The sequence below is a fragment of the Bordetella hinzii LMG 13501 genome, from assembly GCF_001548475.1.
Classification (GTDB): domain Bacteria; phylum Pseudomonadota; class Gammaproteobacteria; order Burkholderiales; family Burkholderiaceae_B; genus Bordetella; species Bordetella hinzii.
Map to the genome: position 1 here is coordinate 1 of NZ_LRUJ01000015.1, position 16,820 is coordinate 16,820.

Below are 16,820 nucleotides of genomic sequence, written 5' to 3' on the forward strand. Positions count from 1 at the left end.
GGCCCGCAGCGCCGAAGGCCGCCCGGCCGCGCCTAAGCCGGCCGCGCCTAAGCCGGCCGCAACCCGGCCGGCGGCTGGCGCCCAGCCCGCCCGCCGCCCCGAAAGCGGCAATCGCCCGGCTCGCGGTCCTGCGCGCGGGGTGCTGCTCGGCAAGTAAGCAAGGATCCCCGCCATGACGCTCTCGACCTGGTTGACCTTTTTTCTCGCCTCCTGGGCGATTTCCTTCTCGCCCGGGGCTGGCGCCATCTCGGCCATGAGCTCGGGCCTGAAATACGGTTTCGCGCGCGGCTACTGGAACACGGCCGGCCTCATCATGGGCATCCTGTTCCAGTTCCTGATCGTGGCCGTGGGCCTGGGCGCCGTGCTGGCGACGTCCGAACTGGCCTTCATGGTCGTCAAGTATCTGGGCGTGGCCTACCTGGTCTACCTGGGCGTGCGCCAGATCCGCAGCGACGCCGCCCCGGTGGCCGTGGACACCGGCGACCCTGGCCAGGCCTCGATCCGCGAGCTCGTCATGCGCGGCTTCCTGATCAACACGATGAACCCCAAGGGCACGGTCTTCCTGCTCGCGGTCGTGCCGCAATTCGTCGACCCGGGCCAGCCGCTGACCGCGCAATACGCCGCGCTGGCCGGCACGCTGGCGTTCACCGACCTGGTGGCCATGGGCTTCTATACCCTGCTGGCCGCCAAGGTGCTGCGCCTGCTGCGCAGCGCCCGGCATATCCGCTGGATGAACCGCGTCTTCGGTTCGCTCTTCATCATCGCAGGTGTCTTCCTGGCGACTTTCCGCCGTCACGCCTGATCGCGAGCGCCTCCTTCCCTCCTTATGAACATTCTTCAAGAAGTCGCGCGGCGACGCACCTTCGCCATCGTCTCCCACCCTGACGCGGGCAAGACCACGCTGACGGAAAAGCTGCTGCTGTTCGCGGGCGCCATCCAGATCGCCGGCAGCGTGAAGGCCCGCAAGGCCTCGCGCCACGCCTCCTCCGACTGGATGGAAATCGAAAAGCAGCGCGGCATTTCCGTGGCCTCCTCGGTCATGCAGATGGAGTACCGCGACTGCGTCATCAACCTGCTGGACACCCCGGGCCACCAGGACTTCTCCGAAGACACCTATCGCGTGCTGACGGCGGTCGACGCCGCGCTCATGGTGATCGACGCGGCCAACGGCGTCGAGCCCCAGACCATCCGCCTGCTGCAGGTCTGCCGCGCGCGCAACACGCCCATCATCACCTTCATCAACAAGATGGACCGCGAAGTCCGCGAACCGCTGGAGCTGCTCTCGGAGATTGAAGGCCATCTGGGCATGGACGCGGTGCCCTTCTCCTGGCCGGTAGGCATGGGCAAGTCCTTTGGCGGCGTGTTCGACATCCGCCGCGACCGCATGCGCCTGTTCCGCGCGGGCCAGGAGCGCCGCGGCGACGACGACGAATTCATCGAAGGCCTGTCCAATCCGGAAATCCCCCGGCGCTTTGGCCAGGCCTTCGAGCAGGCCAGCGGCGAAATCGAATTGATCAACGAAGCCGCCCCCGCCTTCGACCACGACGCCTTTCTGGCAGGCAAGCAGACACCGGTCTTCTTCGGCTCGGCCATCAACAACTTCGGCGTGCAGGAAGTGCTGGACGCCCTGGTCGAGCTCGCGCCGCGGCCGGGTCCGCGCCAGGCCCTGGAACGCGAGGTCAAGCCCGAGGAACCCAAGTTCACGGGCGTGGTCTTCAAGGTGCAGGCCAATATGGATCCGGCGCACCGCGACCGCGTGGCGTTCGTGCGCGTGAGCTCCGGCCGATTCGAGCGCGGCATGCGCCTGAAGGTCGCGCGCACCAACAAGGAAATGCGCCCCAACAACGTGGTGTCCTTCCTGTCGCAGCGCCGCGAGCTGCTGGACGAAGCCTATGCGGGCGACGTCATCGGCATCCCCAACCACGGCGTGCTGCAGCTGGGCGACGTGCTCACCGAGGGCGAGTCGCTGCATTTCACGGGCCTGCCTTTCTTCGCGCCCGAGCTGTTCCAGGCCGTCGAGGTCAAGGATCCGCTGCGCACCAAGCAGCTGCGCATCGGCCTGACGCAATTGGGCGAGGAGGGAGCCATCCAGGTCTTCCGTCCCGAGGCCGCCGGCGGCGCCTTGCTGCTGGGCGCGGTCGGCCAGCTGCAATTCGAGGTCGTCGCGCATCGCCTGAAAACCGAGTATGGCGTGGACGCCCGGATGCTGCCTTCGCGCTATACGATGGCGCGCTGGATCACCTCCGACAACCCCAAGGCGCTGCGCAAGTTCATGGATGCCAATGCCGCCCATATCGCCTATGATGTGGTCGATGCTGCGGCTTTCTTGATCGGCTCGCCGGCGCAGTTGCGCGTGGCTGAAGAACTGTATCCGGATGTGAAATTCCACGCCATGCGCGAGCATGGTGGCAAGGTTTTTGGAGACAAAGCCTAAGCCCGGTCACACACCGCAGAGCAAACGAGGTTAGCAATGTCTTGGCGTTTATTGTTCGCAACGCTTCTGGTCACCTTGGGCGCAGCCGCCTGGGGCGGCCTGCAGCTGGGAGATTGGCTGGTGGCGCATGCACCCGCCGCCAGCGAGACCCCCGGCCAGGAAAACGGCGCATCCGAGCAGACGGTGTTGGACGCCAATGGGCGGCCCTATGTCGCCCAACCGCCGCAGCCGCGCATCGACGGCACGCTGGGCGTGCCCGAGCAGCCCGCCGCGCGCGAATGGGCGGTCAACACGGTGTCGCTCTTTGACAGCAACGCCGATCCTTCCGTGCAGATTTCCCGGGACAGCATTTCCATGGACCGCGCGCGCCAGCTGGCCGCCGAGTCCGACGTCCCGCTGCCCAGCGGGCCCTCCGACGTTTCCACGCTGGATCTGCAGCAGGCTTTGCCGCCCGGCATCCCGCCGCCGCCCGCGCCGCCGCCGATAGAGCAGCAGGGCGGCGTGACGCGCGTCAATCCGCCGGTGGCCCTGAACACGCCGCGATCCCCGGCGCCGGGCGCGCCGGCCAACTGGCAGCAGCAGCTGCGCAGCGAACTCGAACACTGCGCCACGCTGGGCTTTTTCGAGCGGCCCAGCTGCTCCTGGAACGCCCGCAACAAATACTGCGCTCCCAATCGCGCCTGGGGCACCTCGGCTGATTGCCCGCGCCGCCCCGAATAAACCTCGGACCCTAAAAAAAACCCCTTTCTCTCGAAAGGGGTTTTTTCATTGCGGCGCCGGATCTCAGCCGGAGACTTCCATCTGGCTTTGCAGGTAGTTCTGCAGGCCGACCTGGTCGATCAGGCCGATCTGGGTCTCGAGGTAGTCGATGTGCTCTTCGGTGTCGTCGAGGATGTCCTGCAGCAGGTCGCGCGAGACATAGTCACGCACGGACTCGCAGTAAGCGATGCCGTCCTTCAGCGTGGCCTGGGCGGTCTGCTCGACCTTGAGGTCACAGGCCAGCAGCTCGGGCACATCCTCGCCGATCAGCAGCTTGTGCAGGTCCTGCAAATTGGGCAGGCCGTCGAGCATGAAGATACGCTCGATCAGGCGATCGGCGTGCTTCATTTCCTCGATGGATTCTTCGTACTCGTGCTTGCCGAGTTTGTTGAAGCCCCAGTGGCGCAGCATGCGCGCATGCAGAAAATACTGGTTGATGGCCGTCAGCTCGTTGGTCAGTTGCTTGTTCAGAAACTGGATGACCGTTTTATCGCCTTTCATGATGTACTCCTTGATCTGGCGGGCCCGCTCGCATAAGCGTGGAACCCCGGCAGACTAACACCCCCGATGGCGCCCCGCATAGCCTTTGGCCGCATTTGGTAAATCGCTTTGCGAGCGCAACATGAAAGCGATAGAAGAATGAGAATGACTCTTCGTATTTAATGCAATGACGCGGAGCCGACGTATTCATGCGCCTCGCGGCGCCGGTAGCGGATGTATTCACCCCCGGATCCGCGGGCCTTGCATCCGGCGCCTGGCGCCTGGCGCGCGCCGTTTACCGCCGCCGGACAGGCACTGAAAATACACAACGCTCTCAGACGCTACGTCGGGTGGCCAGCCAGATCCCGACGGCAATGGGCACGATGCCCAGCATGTCGAGCCAGGAAACCGGCTCACGCAACACCAGCCAGCCGAAGAACAGGCCCAGCGGCGGCATCAGGAAATGCAGCGCGCTGGCCGAGGTGGCGCTGCTGCGGCCCAGGATCAGGAACCAGAGGTAGTAGCTGCCCATGGATACGGCCACGATGGTGTAGGCCATGCTCCAGAACAGGCTGGCCGTCAGCTGCGCCTGCGCCAGCGACTCGTAGTGCAGGGCGAAAGGCCAGAGCGCCACGCCCGCGGCCAGGGACTGCACCCCCGTGGCCATCCAGAGATTGGCCGCGGGCTTGAGTTTCTTGTAGGCCAACGTGCCAGTCACCAGCGCGATCAGGCCGCCGGCCACCAGCAGCGTGCCATGCACATCCTCATGCGCACCAGCGCCCACCAGGCGCGAACGCAGCACGATCACCACGCCGGCCAGGCCCAGCAACAGCCCCGCCAGCTTGCGCCAGCCCAGGCGTTCGCCCAGCACCGGGCCGGCCAGGATGCCGGTCAGCAGGGGATTGGTGCTGATCAGCACCGAGGTGAAGGCCGACGACAGCGTCGCCATGCCGCTCCAGCTCAGGCCCAGATAAAGCGCGTTGTTCAATAAGCCCAGGCCGACCAGGGCCAGCAGGTCGCGGCGGGCCGGCAGGCGCAGACCGCCCGTGAGCGCCGCCATGCCCAGCATCAGCACGCCGGCGATGCTGAACCGTATGGCCAGCAGCGTCAGGGGCGGACAGTCGCGCACCGCGATCTTGGCTGCCGCGAACGCCGAACTCCAGAGCACGCAGAACAGCGCGATGGCGCCCCAGGCCGTGCGTTCGGGCGCGGCAGCCGAGGGGGAGGGGACGGCGAGGGTTTTCATGACGCAAGAGGGGCGGGACGACGATGCAAGGCATTCTCCGCCGTGAGCGATGCATTGACAAATTCTTTATACGGATCAAAAGTATTTGAAATTCCGATGGGTGCCTCATGGACCTCGATCTTCTCCACAGCTTTGTCTCCGTCGTGGACACAGGCGGCTTCACCCGCGCGGGCGAGCGCGTGCATCGCACGCAATCGACCGTCAGCCAGCAGATACGCAAACTGGAGGCGGGCCTGGGCTGCGAACTCTTCCTGCGCGAAGGGCGCCAGGTGCGGCTGACCGAGGACGGCGAACGCCTGCTGGGCTATGCGCGGCGCATGCTGGCCTTGTCCACCGAAATACGCGAAGTCGTCAGCGGCGCCCAGCGCGTGGAGGTGCTGCGCCTGGGCGTGCCCGACGATTTCTCCGTCCAGCGGCTGACCGCCATGGTGGCCGACTTTGCGCGCTCCCACCCCGGCCTGCGCATTTCCATGCGCTGCGATCTCAGCATGGCTTTGCACCGCGCCATGGAGCGCGGCGAGCTCGACGTGGCGCTGCTCAAGCGGGACCCCGGCCTGCCGGGCGCCCAGGCGGTCTGGCCCGAACGCCTGGTCTGGCTGTGCGGGCCCTCGATGCCGCCCGAGTTGCCCGACCCCGTACCGCTGGTGCTCTTTCCGCAGGGCTGCCTCTACCGCAACCGCGCCATACACGCCCTGGAGAGCGCCGGACGGCGCTGGCGCATCGCCTACGAGAGCGCCAACGTCAACGGCCTGCTGGCGGCGCTGGAAGGCGGATTGGGCCTGGGCCTGATGGAAAGGCGCTGCATGACGCCCGGGCTGCGCGTGGCGCCCTGGACACTGCCGGCCGCCAGCTCCAGCGAACTGGCGCTATGCCTGCGCGCCTCGGCCGGAACGGGCGCGCGTCTGCTGGCCGATGCCGTGCGGGCCTTCTGCGACGACCCGCGCGCCTGGCAGCCGGAGCTGCTGCAGGCAGCCTGAGCGGGCAGGCCAAGACGAAAAAAACGCCCCGCGGGGCGTTTTTTGACATGGCGGCCGCGATCAGGCGGCGGCGACCAAGGGAATGGGGAAGGTGTTTGCAGCCGGCTGCTCCGCTTCCACCATGGCGGCCGGCGGATTGACCGGAACCGCGATGGAGCGCACGTCGCACACGCTGGAAGCGCGTCCGCCGGGCAGGTATTCGCTGGCCGTGGCGGCGCAGCAACCGCAGCAAGAGGCTACCCCCAGCTCGAATTGCAGATCGCCCAGCGAATTGGCGCCCGCATCCACGCAGGCGCGGATCTGGCGTTCGGTAACGGCATTACAGATGCAAACGTACATGAGAATAATTATCGGGAATAACTGATTCTCACGCAAGTGCTTATCCTCATTTTTTGATGTTGCCGTGCAGCACGCAAGTCATTGAAAATAGGGACGAATTCCCCGTGGCGGGGACGGCGCTCAGCGCGCCGCGGCCTGGGCCTTGCGCACGGCCGCCGGGGCGATACGCAGGGCCTCGCGGTACTTGGCCACGGTGCGGCGGGCGATCACGATGCCTTGGCTGGCCAGGCGCTCCATGATCTGGCTATCGGACAGGGGCCTGGCCCGATTTTCCTCGGCCACCATCTGCCGGATATGGGCCTGCACCGCCGTGGCCGAGGCGGAGTCGCCGCTATCGGTCGCCACGCCCGTGCCGAAAAACCGCTTGAGCTCCAGCGTGCCGAACGGAGTGAGCATGTACTTCTGCGTCGTGGCGCGCGAAATCGTGGATTCGTGCAGGCCGAGCTCGCCCGCGATGTCCTTGAGGATCAGCGGCCGCATGGCGGCGGGCCCGCGGCTGAAGAACTCCGCCTGGTGCGCGACGATGGCCTGGGCCACCCGCAGGATGGTGTCAAAACGCTGCTCGACGTTGCGTATCATCCAGCGCGCCTGCTGCAGCTGGGCATTCAGGCCTGCGTAGGCCGCCTCGCGCTGGTTGGACAGCATCTGGGCATACAGGCCGTTGATCTGCAGGCGCGGCATCACCGCGCTGTTGAGCACGGCCTGCCAGCCCTGCCGGGTCTTGCGCACCAACACATCGGGCACGGCATAGTCCGCGGCCGGCGCGGTCCAGGCGCGGCCGGGGCGGGGTTCCAGCCGCACGATGAGCGCGCGCGCCGCGCGCAGCGTGGCCTCGTCGACCCGCAATATCTCGCGCAGCCGCGCCGGATTGCCGGTGGCCAGCAGCGCCAGGTGCTGCATGCAGATCTGCCGCGCACAGGCCAGTACCGCGGGCTGGGCGGCCTCGGGCAGGCGCCCGATATCGGGCTGGCGCAGCTGCAGGAGCAGGCACTCGGCCATGTCGCGCGCGCCGATGCCCGGCGGATCGAAGGATTGCAGCAGGCTCAAGGCCGCGCGCAGCTCGTCCTCCTCGACCTCCAGTTCGGGCGGCAGCCATTGCAGGATTTCGTCGAGCGGCGAGCCCAGGTAGCCGTTGTCATCCAGCTCGTCGATGAGCAGCGTGGCCAGGGCGGCATCGCGCGGGGCGGCGCGCGTCAGGCTCAGCTGCAGCAGCAGGTGCTCGCGCAACGTGTCATCGCGCGCCGGTGTATCGATGTCGTCGTCCGGATAGACGCCGCCCGAGCCCGGCATCTCGTCAAAGCGCAATTCGGTGTCCGGGGCGGCGTCCTCATGGTCGACGCTGGCTTCGCGCTGGGGGTCGCTGTCGACCTGGTCGGCCGGACTTTCGTCGCGTTCCAACAACGGATTTTCAGCCAGGGCCTGGGAGATTTCCGCCTCCAGCTCCAGCGAAGAGAGCTGCAGCAGCCGGATGGACTGTTGCAGCTGCGGGGTCAGGGTCAAATGCTGACCGGGCCGAAGTTCTAAGGCGGGACGAGTCATAGGTACAATATTTTGCATGATGAATCTGACTTCGCCCGAACGCATTCGCCAGGATGGCCGACTGATCGGCCAAACGCTGCTCAAACTGGCGCTTCCACGTCTGGTGTTCCGGGCGATTGTCCTGGCTGTCATCGCCGTCATCTGGCTGCTGGCCAGCTCCTGGCTGCTGGCCTTCGGGAAAACCCTGGCTTTCGACAGCCTGCATAGCCTGGGTCAGCAGACCGTCGACTTGCTCACCCGCATCAACCCCTACTTCTGGTGGGGCGTGGTCGCCATCTGGACGCTGATCGTCTTCTTCGGCGCGCGCAACTGGCTATATGCCAGCCTGGCCGCCGGCCGGGCGCAGGTGGTGCCGCGCGACGTCCTGGCGCAACTGCGATCGAAACTGAGCGAAGAGGTCGTCGACGTCCTGCGCTGGGTCTGGGGCGATCGCGAAGAGCCCTTTACCGTGGGCGACCTGCAGCGCAGCTATTTCGAACTGCGCCGCAACCGCATCGGCAAGATCGCGCTGGTGCGCGAGCAGGCCGCCATCCTGGACCAGCCCGGCGCGCCGGTCCGTGCCCGCGAGCCCGGACGGGAACCCGCCCGCGAGCCCTCCCGTCCCACCATCCGCCCGCCCGAGCCCGACCTCCCGCGCGCCCCCGGCCGCTCGCCTTGGCGCCAGGACGACGGGCCCCGCGAACCGCATCTCGGGCCGGATCGCTGACACTCCGGCAGGCGCTGCCATTTGCGCGCCGCGCCAAAATGTGTTTGACTATCGGTCATGGCTACCCAACGCACCGCCCAACTTTCCGCATCCGGACGCGCAAGCGCCCCGGTGTCGGTCGCGGCTGCGTCCCTGCTGGCCTCTTCCCTCCTGGGTGGCGTCGCCACCCTAGCGCTATCGCTACACCTACCGATCGGTTGCCGGGCCTAGTGCCCCGTGGTAGCTCGGCACCCGTACGTTTGCCACACGTCTTCCCCCTGTTTTAAAAACTGAATTCGGCCGCCACCCTGGCCGACGCCGGCTTGAAACCGCCACCCTGGTTCGCCGCGCCCGTGATACCCCTGGGATTCAACCGAAACCGATTGAGGTGTACCGATGCTTGCCAACCCCGCCACCAAATACGTGCCGTTCCAGCCCTTCGCCCGGGATTTCTCCGAGCGCACCTGGCCCAGCCGCCGGATCACCCAGGCGCCGATCTGGATGAGCACCGACCTGCGCGACGGCAACCAGGCCCTGATCGAGCCCATGAGCGTGGAGCGCAAGATGCGCTTCTTCGAACAGCTGGTGAAGATCGGCTTCAAGGAGATCGAGGTCGGTTTTCCGTCCGCGTCGCAGACCGACTTCGACTTCGTGCGCAAGCTCATCGACGAGAAGCGCATCCCCGATGACGTCACCATCATCGTGCTCACGCAATCGCGCGAAGACCTGATCAATCGTACGGCCGAGGCCGCCGCGGGCGCCAAGCAGGCCATGATCCATCTCTACAACGCCTGCGCGCCGGCCTTCCGCAAGATCGTCTTCAACATGAGCAAGGACGAGATCAAGAACATCGCGCTGACCGGCACGCGCATGGTCAAGGCCGCGATGGCGCGCTATCCGCAGACGCAGTGGCGCTATGAATATTCGCCGGAAGTCTTCAGCACCACCGAACCCGAATTCGCCCTCGAAGTCTCCAACGCCGTGGCCGAGGCCTGGGACGCCACGCCCGCGCGCAAGATGGTGCTCAACCTGCCGGCCACCATCGAGGCCACCTCGCCCAATCTGTACGCCGACCAGATCGAGTGGATGCACAAGAACCTGGCCCGCCGCGACAGCATCGTCTTGAGCGTGCACCCGCACAATGACCGCGGCACCGCCGTGGCGGCCGCCGAGTTTGCCGTCATGGCCGGCGCCGACCGCATCGAAGGCTGCCTGTTCGGCAGCGGCGAGCGGACCGGCAACGTCGACCTGGTCACGCTGGCGCTCAACCTCTACACGCAGGGTGTGCATCCCGGCCTGGACTTCTCCGACATCGACGAAGTGCGCCGCTGTGCCGAGTACTGCAACCAGCTGCCCGTGCATCCGCGCCATCCCTATGCCGGCGACCTGGTGTTCACCGCCTTCTCGGGTTCGCACCAGGACGCCATCAAGAAGGGCTTTGCGCAGCAGAAGGCCGATGGCGTCTGGGAAGTCCCCTATCTGCCCATCGACCCTGCCGACCTGGGCCGCAGCTACGACGCCGTGATCCGCGTCAACAGCCAGTCGGGCAAGGGCGGCGTGTCCTACCTGCTCGAGCAGGAACACGGCCTGGTGCTGCCGCGCCGCCTGCAGATCGAGTTCAGCCGCGCCATCCAGCGCGTGACCGACGAGACCGGCCGCGAAGTCACCAGCGAAGACGTGTACACCATCTTCGCCAGCGAATATCTCGAACAGCGCGGCCCCTGGAAGCTGGTGCGCCACCGCATCGACGGCAATCCCAGCGCCGGCGCCGGCAAGCAGTTCGCCATCGAGGCCGAGCTGGAATACAACGGCGAGCGCCGCATCGTGAAGGGCAATGGCGACGGCGCCATCTCGGCCTTCGTCGCCGCGCTGGACGTCCCCGTGCGCATCATGGACTACCATGAGCATGCCATCGGCACCGGCACCGACACCCGCGCGGCGAGCTATGTCGAAGTGCGCGTGGGCGACTCGCCCACCGGGTTTGGCGTGGGCATCGACCGTGACATCGTGACCGCTTCCTTCCAAGCGGTGCTGACCGCGGTCAACCGCCATATCCAGTCGCAAGGCGAGGCCGTGCCCGCCGACGACGAAGCGGCCGTCGCCTGACGCGCCGCCGCCGCAGGGCCCGAGCCCGGTCTTCGGACCGGGCTTTTTCTTGGCCCGCGGACGCCGCCCGGCACCGTTTACGGAGGGCTCAGCTTTCCTGCTGGAGAATGCGGTGCATCCAGCGCGCCATCGCGAGCAGGGTATGGTCGCTGTGCGGCGCGCCCACGGCCTGCAGGCCCACAGGCAGGCCCTGGGGACCCTGCGCGAAAGGCAGGTGCACGGCAGGGAAGCCGAAGAGCGTCCAGACGCGGCAAAACAGCGGGTCTCCCGTACCCTGGTCAAAGAAAGGCGCCTCGCCCGTGGCGCTGGGGGCCAGGATCACATCGTAGCGGTCGAACCATTGCAGGGCCCGGCCACGGGCGGTGCTGGCGCGCGCCAGGCGCTCCTGGTGGTCCTGGGCGCGGATGGCCGCGCCCGCATCAAGGATGGCCAGCAGGCGGGTGCTCAGCTGCGCGCGGCAGCGGGTGCGCTCGAAAGCCAGCGCCTGGGCGGCCTCGAAGGCCATGACGTCGGCATGCAGTTGCACCAGGCTGCAATCTTCCGACGGCAGCGCCACTTCCTCGACCTGCGCGCCAGCGCGCGACAACTGCCGCGCCGCCTCTTCGTAGGCATTGCGCGTCTCGGGCAGGGTATGGCGCCACTGGAAGGTGCGCAGCATACCCACGCGCGGCCGCTCGGCATCCTGCAGCTCGCGCAAGCGCGCATCGCCCATCAGGACCGACGCCAGCAGCGCCACATCGTCGATGCTGCGCGCCAGGCCGCCTACGGTGTCCAGGCTTTCGCTCAAGCTCTTCATGCCGGCGCGCGGCACGCGCCCGAACGTCGGCTTGTAGCCCACGATGCCGCAATAGGCGGCGGGACGGATGAGCGATCCGGCCGTCTGGGTGCCGATGGCCAGCGGCACCATGTCGTCGGCCACGGCCGCGGCCGATCCGCTCGAAGAGCCGCCCGGCGTATAGGCGGTATTGCGTGGATTGCGGGTAGGCCCTGGCTGGTAGGTCGCGAATTCGGTGGTGACCGTCTTGCCCAGCACCAGCGCGCCCGCCTCGCGGCACAGCGCCACGACCGAGGCGTCCGAATCCGGCTGGTGCGCGCCGTAGATGCCCGACCCATAGCGCGTGGGAAAGTCCTGCGTGTCAAAGACATCTTTGACGCCGAGCGGCAGGCCATGGAGGATGCCCTGCACACTGGCGTTGTCCAGCGCCTGCGCCTGCGCGATGGCTTGCGCCGGATCCAGGGCCGCCCAGGCCTGCACGGCCGGCTCCCGCTGCTCGATGCGCGCCAGGCAGGCGCGCGCCATTTGCACTGCCGTGAGTTCACGGCGCTGCAAACGCTTGACGGCCTCCAGCGCGCCAAGCTGATTCAAGGCTTTCGCCATCCCCATTTCCCTATATCGATCGTGCGCCCTGTATGTGGTTCCAGCCTGGCGCATCAATAGCCGCAGTGTAGAAGCAAGCGCCCGCCATATGCAAAGTCGGAATAGCACTGAAACCTAGGGCTTTCCCGCTGATACTGCCGTCTTCTTCGGTTCCGATTCGAATTGCTGCACAGGATTGCAGGTATACGAGTGACATATTGTTGTCACTCCGCATCTCCATCATGTCCTGCGCTTTACATGAAGTCCCAGTCCAAAGGACCGTCCCGCGCGTCGATTCTGGAAATCGCGCGTGAGGCCAAGGTATCCACGGCAACGGTTTCACGGGCGTTCAACCGCCCTGAGCTCCTGCATGCCGAGACGCTCGGCCGCGTCAAGCGCGTCGCGCGGCAACTGGGGTTCCGGCCCAACCTGGTGGGACGCAGCCTGCGGCGGGGCAGTACGCAGACGATAGGCGTGCTCCTGCCGACCCTGACCAACCCTGTATTCGCGGAGTGCTTCGAAGGGGCTTGCCGATACGCCCAGAATATCGGTTACAGCATCATGGTCGCAACGACCAACTACGACCACGAAGGCGAACTCGAAAGCCTGCACACCTTGCTGGATCATCAAGTCGACGGGCTGATACTGACCCTGGGCTCCGCCGTCCCGCTCGCCAGCCATGATCTGCTGCAAAGGGCGCAAGCCACGCCCTACATCCTCGCCTACAGCATGCTCCCCGGTATTCCTTCCGTCACGATCGACGATTTCCGCGCCAGCCAGCACCTGGCCGAACTGCTGGCCGCGTTCAATCACCGGCGCATGGTCTTCCTGTCTGGGCCCCTGAAAGATTCCGATCGCGCCGCCAGACGCCTGCTCGGCGCGCGCGCCTGCGCCGAACGGCTCGGCTTCGACCCGGTGCCTCATGTCGTCATGCCCACGCACGTCGAGTGCGACCCAGTACAAGTCGAGCGCTTGCTCCAGCACCACCGGCCGCCCATCGCCGTCATGTGCTCCAACGACTTGCTCGCGCTGTCGCTCATGTCGATCTGCCGGTCGCTGGAGCTGCGCATCCCGCAGGATGTATCGGTCTGCGGTTTCGATGGCATCGCGCCGGGCGCCATGTACGACCCGCCCCTGACGTCGGTGGTGCAACCCAGCATCGAGATCGGGCATATCGCCTGCAAGAAACTGCTGGACCACCTGACCGCCAACCACCGCCTGGCTTCCGCGATCGTGCCGCATCGCATCTTCGAAGGCGGCACGGTCTGCACGCTTCCCCCTCGCCCCGACAAAGGAGCAGCACCATGAAACGCTTCCTCATTCTCGCCCTGGCCGCGCTGGTCCTGGCCGGCGCCCAGGCCCGGGCCGCCGACGCCATCTGCTACAACTGCCCGCCCGAGTGGGCCGATTGGGCCTCGGCGCTGAAGGCCATCAAGGAAAAGACGGGCATCACGGTGCCCGGCGACAACAAGAACTCCGGCCAGGCCCTGGCCTCGCTGGCCGCCGAACGCAAGAACCCGGTGGCCGACGTGGTCTACTACGGCGTGAGCTTCGGCATCCAGGCGGCCAAGGACGGCCTGGTGCAGGCCTACAAGCCGGCGCACTGGGACCAGATCCCCGCCGGCATGAAAGACGCCGACGGCAAGTGGTTCGCCATCCACTCCGGCACGCTGGGCTTCATGGTCAATGTCGATGCCCTGGGCGGCAAGCCCGTGCCGGCCTCCTGGGCCGATCTGCTCCAGCCCGCGTACCGCGGCATGGTCGGCTACCTGGACCCGGCCTCGGCCTTCGTGGGCTATGTCGGCGCGGTCGCCGTCAATCAGGCGCTGGGCGGCTCGTTGGACGATTTCGGTCCCGGCATCGCCTGGTTCAAGAAGATGCAGCAGAACAAGCCCATCGTGCCCAAGCAGACGGCCTACGCGCGCGTGCTCTCGGGCGAGATCCCCATCCTGGTCGACTACGACTTCAATGCCTACCGCGCCAAGTACAAGGACGGCGCCAATGTCGTCTTCGTGATCCCGGCCGAAGGCACGGTGGCCGTGCCCTACGTCATGAGCCTGGTGAACGATGCGCCGCATGCCGCCAATGGCCGCCGCGTGCTGGACTTCACGCTCTCGGACGAAGGCCAGGCCATCTGGGCCCGCGCCTACCTGCGCCCGGTGCGCGCGGCCACGGTGCCGCCCGAGGTGCAGGCCCGCTTCTTGCCGGCCAGCGAATATGCGCGTGCCGGCACGGTGGACTACGGCAAGATGGCCGAAGCCCAGCGCGGCTTCTCCGAGCGTTACGCCAAAGAGGTGCAATGATGTCCCGCCGCCGCTGGTGGTGGTTCGCCGCGCCGGCGGCAGCGGTCTTCCTGGCGTTCTGGCTGCTGCCCATGGTGGCGCTGGCCTGGCTGGGCGCGTCGCCGCGCGACGGGCGATCCGCCTACCTGGCCATCCTGTCCCATCCGGCCTATTGGCGCAGTCTCCTGAACACCGTGGCGCTGTCGCTGGGCGCCACGGCCGCGACCTTGCTGCTGGCCCTGCCCACCGGCCGTTTCCTGGCGTGGCATCCGGTTTTCCCGGGCCGGCGCCTGCTCATGGCCATGCTGACCTTCCCGCTGGCCTTTCCCGGCGTGGTGGTCGGTTTCTTCATCATCCTGATGGCCGGCCGACAGGGCGTCTTCGCCGCCTTGAGCAAATGGCTGACCGGCGAACCCGTGGTGTTCGCCTACGGCATGGCGGGGCTGTTTCTCGGCTATCTGTATTTCTCGCTGCCGCGCGCCATCGGCATGGTCTCGGCTGCGGCGCAAGGCATGGACCGCAGTCTGCTCGAAGCCGGGCGCACCCTGGGCGCTTCAGCCTGGCGGCGCTTTGCCGACATCGAGCTCGCGGCGCTGGCGCCTGCGCTGGCTGGCGCCGCGGCCATCAGCTTCGCCACCAGCATGGGGGCCTTCGGCACCGCTTTCACGCTGGCCGCGCGCATCGATGTGCTGCCGCTGACGATCTATAACGAATTCACCAACTACGCCAACATCCCCGTGGCCGCGGCGCTGTCAGTGTTCCTGGGCGCGGCTTCCTGGGCCGTCATGTATGCCGCCCATGCCCTGGGCAGCGCGCGCACCGGAGCGGCCGCCTGACCATGAGCCCATTGCATTCCCGCAACGACAGCCGGCTGGGGCTGTTGATCACACTGGCGGTTGCTTCCTTCCTGATCGGGCCGGTCGTGCTGTCCGTGCTGGCCGGCCTGACACGCAATTACTTCCTCGGCCTGTCCAGCGGATTGACGCTGCGCTGGATCGCCGAGGTCTGGTCCCTGTATGCGGACACGATAGGGCGCTCCTTGCTGGTGGCCCTGCTGACCCTGGCCATCAGCACGGTATTGGGCGTGCCGCTGGCCTGGGTGCTCACCCTCTTTCCCGGCCGCGCCGGCCGGGCCCTGGAAGAACTGCTCACCTTGCCGGTCGCCGTGCCCGGCCTGGCGTCGGCGCTCGCCCTCATTATCTCCTGGGGCACGCTGCCCGGCCTGCGCGGCAGCCTGTGGTTCATTGTCATCGGCCATGTGCTGTTTACCTTGCCCTTCATGGTGCGCGCCGCGCGCGCCAGCATGGCCCAGGGCCTGGCCGTGCTCGACGAGGCGGCGGCCACGCTGGGCGCCGGCCGGCTTGCGCGTTTTTTCACCATCGTCGTGCCCAATGCCATGCCCGGCATCCTGACCGGCGCCCTGAGCGTGCTGACACTGTCCATCGGCGAGTTCAACCTCACCTGGCTGCTGCATACGCCGCTCACCAAGACCCTGCCCGTGGGCCTGGCCGACAGCTATGCCTCCATGCGGCTGGAAATCGCTTCAGCCTACACCCTCGTTTTCCTGCTCATGCTGCTGCCCCTGATGGTAGGTTTGCAGTGGCTGGCGCGCTCCCGTGCGACTCCCTCATGAACCACCCCCTGACGATCACCCTTGAAAACTGTGCCAAGACCTGGCCCGATGGCACGCGCGCCCTGCATCCCCTGGACCTGCGCATCGAAGGCGGCGAGATATTGGCCCTGCTGGGGCCATCCGGCTGTGGCAAGACCACGCTGCTGCGGCTGATCTGCGGCCTGGAGCAGGGCGACGCCGGCAGCCGCGTCCGGTACGGCGACGAGGACGTCACCGCCTTGCCGCCCGAGGCGCGCGGCGTGGGCGTGGTGTTCCAGAACTATGCGCTTTTCCCCAATATGACCGTGGCGCAGAACGTGGCCTATGGCCTGCGCGTGCGCGGCGCCTCGCGCGCCGAACAGGCGCGCCGGTCGGCCGCGATGCTGGCGCTGGTTCGGCTGTCGGACTTCGGCGAGCGGCGCATCTCCCAGCTCTCCGGTGGCCAGCGCCAGCGCGTGGCGCTGGCGCGCGCCCTGGCCACCGAGCCGCGCGTGCTGCTGCTGGACGAACCCCTTACCGCGCTGGACGCCAAGTTGCGCGAACAGTTGCGGGTGGAGCTGGCGCAGATGTTGCGCGAACTCGGCATAACCACCATCATCGTCACACACGACCAGGATGAAGCCATGGTGCTGGGCCACCGCATCGCCGTGATGTCGGCGGGCCGGCTGGAGCAAATAGGGGATGCGCAGACCTTGTTCACCCGACCCGCCACCGATTTCGTCGCCGGCTTCTTCGGCACGCTCTGCCAGTTGCGGGCGGAGCTGCGCGAGGGACGCCTGAGCGCGGGCGCGCGGCCGCTGCGCTTCCGTCCTCATCATGCCCGGCTGCAGGCCCCGCGCGCCGATGCCTTGCCCGTCCTCATACAGGCCCGGTTTTTCATGGGGGCATCCATACGCTATGAACTGGCACTACCCGACGGACAACGTTTCAGCATCCTCGCCGCGCCCGACAGCCCGCAGCAAGCGGGTGAGACCGTCAGCGTGACGCTGGACTCCGAACTCTGA

General features: G+C 66.9%; 16 protein-coding genes. 11 read left to right on the forward strand and 5 right to left on the reverse strand.

Annotated elements, in window-relative coordinates; genetic code table 11:
* Positions 1-172: 172 nt before the first annotated feature.
* From AXA74_RS11720 to AXA74_RS11730, 3 genes are read left to right on the forward strand one after another with little or no spacing between them, the layout of a single operon-like run.
* On the forward strand, positions 173-802 hold the full coding sequence (locus tag AXA74_RS11720) for a LysE family transporter (RefSeq protein WP_032957635.1): 630 nt from the start codon (positions 173-175) through the stop codon (positions 800-802).
* Positions 803-826: 24 nt separating this feature from the next.
* Positions 827-2,434: a peptide chain release factor 3 gene (locus AXA74_RS11725; RefSeq protein WP_029577790.1), complete on the forward strand. Its 1,608-nt coding sequence runs from the start codon at positions 827-829 to the stop codon at positions 2,432-2,434.
* 36 nt (positions 2,435-2,470) lie between these two features.
* Complete coding sequence (locus AXA74_RS11730; RefSeq protein WP_029577791.1) at positions 2,471-3,154, forward strand: hypothetical protein; 684 nt, start codon at positions 2,471-2,473, stop codon at positions 3,152-3,154.
* Positions 3,155-3,217: 63 nt separating this feature from the next.
* On the opposite strand, the gene bfr is transcribed toward AXA74_RS11730, so the two are convergent.
* Together bfr and AXA74_RS11740 are read right to left on the reverse strand one after the other, a co-directional pair.
* Entirely contained in the window at positions 3,218-3,694 is a 477-nt protein-coding gene (gene bfr / locus AXA74_RS11735; protein WP_029577792.1) for a bacterioferritin, read from the reverse strand.
* A 313-nt stretch (positions 3,695-4,007) separates the two neighbouring features.
* Positions 4,008-4,919 (reverse strand): DMT family transporter, encoded by a 912-nt coding sequence (locus AXA74_RS11740; RefSeq protein ID WP_029577793.1) that lies wholly within the window; start codon positions 4,917-4,919, stop codon positions 4,008-4,010.
* A 107-nt stretch (positions 4,920-5,026) separates the two neighbouring features.
* Between AXA74_RS11740 and AXA74_RS11745 the strand changes: the two genes are divergently transcribed.
* Positions 5,027-5,896: a LysR family transcriptional regulator gene (locus AXA74_RS11745; protein ID WP_029577794.1), complete on the forward strand. Its 870-nt coding sequence runs from the start codon at positions 5,027-5,029 to the stop codon at positions 5,894-5,896.
* A gap of 60 nt (positions 5,897-5,956) precedes the next feature.
* Here AXA74_RS11745 and AXA74_RS11750 read toward each other — a convergent pair whose 3' ends face one another.
* Positions 5,957-6,235: a (2Fe-2S)-binding protein gene (locus AXA74_RS11750; RefSeq protein ID WP_029577795.1), complete on the reverse strand. Its 279-nt coding sequence runs from the start codon at positions 6,233-6,235 to the stop codon at positions 5,957-5,959.
* Positions 6,236-6,355: 120 nt separating this feature from the next.
* Positions 6,356-7,774, reverse strand: coding sequence for an RNA polymerase factor sigma-54 (gene rpoN, locus AXA74_RS11755; protein ID WP_029577796.1), 1,419 nt, complete (start codon positions 7,772-7,774; stop codon positions 6,356-6,358).
* 16 nt (positions 7,775-7,790) lie between these two features.
* On the opposite strand from rpoN, the gene AXA74_RS11760 reads away from it, so the two are divergent.
* Both AXA74_RS11760 and leuA read left to right on the forward strand, forming a co-directional pair.
* A complete protein-coding gene (locus AXA74_RS11760) occupies positions 7,791-8,480 on the forward strand; it encodes a hypothetical protein (RefSeq protein ID WP_029577797.1) in 690 nt (229 codons plus the stop codon).
* Between the two features lie 375 nt (positions 8,481-8,855).
* Positions 8,856-10,565, forward strand: coding sequence for a 2-isopropylmalate synthase (gene leuA / locus AXA74_RS11765; protein WP_029577798.1), 1,710 nt, complete (start codon positions 8,856-8,858; stop codon positions 10,563-10,565).
* A gap of 88 nt (positions 10,566-10,653) precedes the next feature.
* Here the strand turns inward: leuA and AXA74_RS11770 are convergent, their stop codons facing one another.
* Positions 10,654-11,943: an amidase gene (locus AXA74_RS11770; protein WP_029577799.1), complete on the reverse strand. Its 1,290-nt coding sequence runs from the start codon at positions 11,941-11,943 to the stop codon at positions 10,654-10,656.
* Between the two features lie 237 nt (positions 11,944-12,180).
* On the opposite strand from AXA74_RS11770, the gene AXA74_RS11775 reads away from it, so the two are divergent.
* From AXA74_RS11775 to AXA74_RS11795, 5 genes are read left to right on the forward strand one after another with little or no spacing between them, the layout of a single operon-like run.
* A complete protein-coding gene (locus AXA74_RS11775; protein WP_032978910.1) occupies positions 12,181-13,230 on the forward strand; it encodes a LacI family DNA-binding transcriptional regulator in 1,050 nt (349 codons plus the stop codon).
* On the forward strand, positions 13,227-14,225 hold the full coding sequence (locus AXA74_RS11780) for an ABC transporter substrate-binding protein (protein ID WP_032978913.1): 999 nt from the start codon (positions 13,227-13,229) through the stop codon (positions 14,223-14,225). Before AXA74_RS11775 ends, AXA74_RS11780 begins: the two co-directional genes overlap by 4 nt.
* Positions 14,225-15,040, forward strand: a complete 816-nt coding sequence (locus tag AXA74_RS11785) for an ABC transporter permease (RefSeq protein ID WP_032957694.1) — start codon at positions 14,225-14,227, stop codon at positions 15,038-15,040. The genes AXA74_RS11780 and AXA74_RS11785 overlap by 1 nt, the downstream gene beginning before the upstream one ends.
* Before the next feature lie 2 nt (positions 15,041-15,042).
* A complete protein-coding gene (locus AXA74_RS11790) occupies positions 15,043-15,837 on the forward strand; it encodes an ABC transporter permease (RefSeq protein WP_029577802.1) in 795 nt (264 codons plus the stop codon).
* Positions 15,834-16,820 (forward strand): ABC transporter ATP-binding protein, encoded by a 987-nt coding sequence (locus AXA74_RS11795; protein WP_032978916.1) that lies wholly within the window; start codon positions 15,834-15,836, stop codon positions 16,818-16,820. Before AXA74_RS11790 ends, AXA74_RS11795 begins: the two co-directional genes overlap by 4 nt.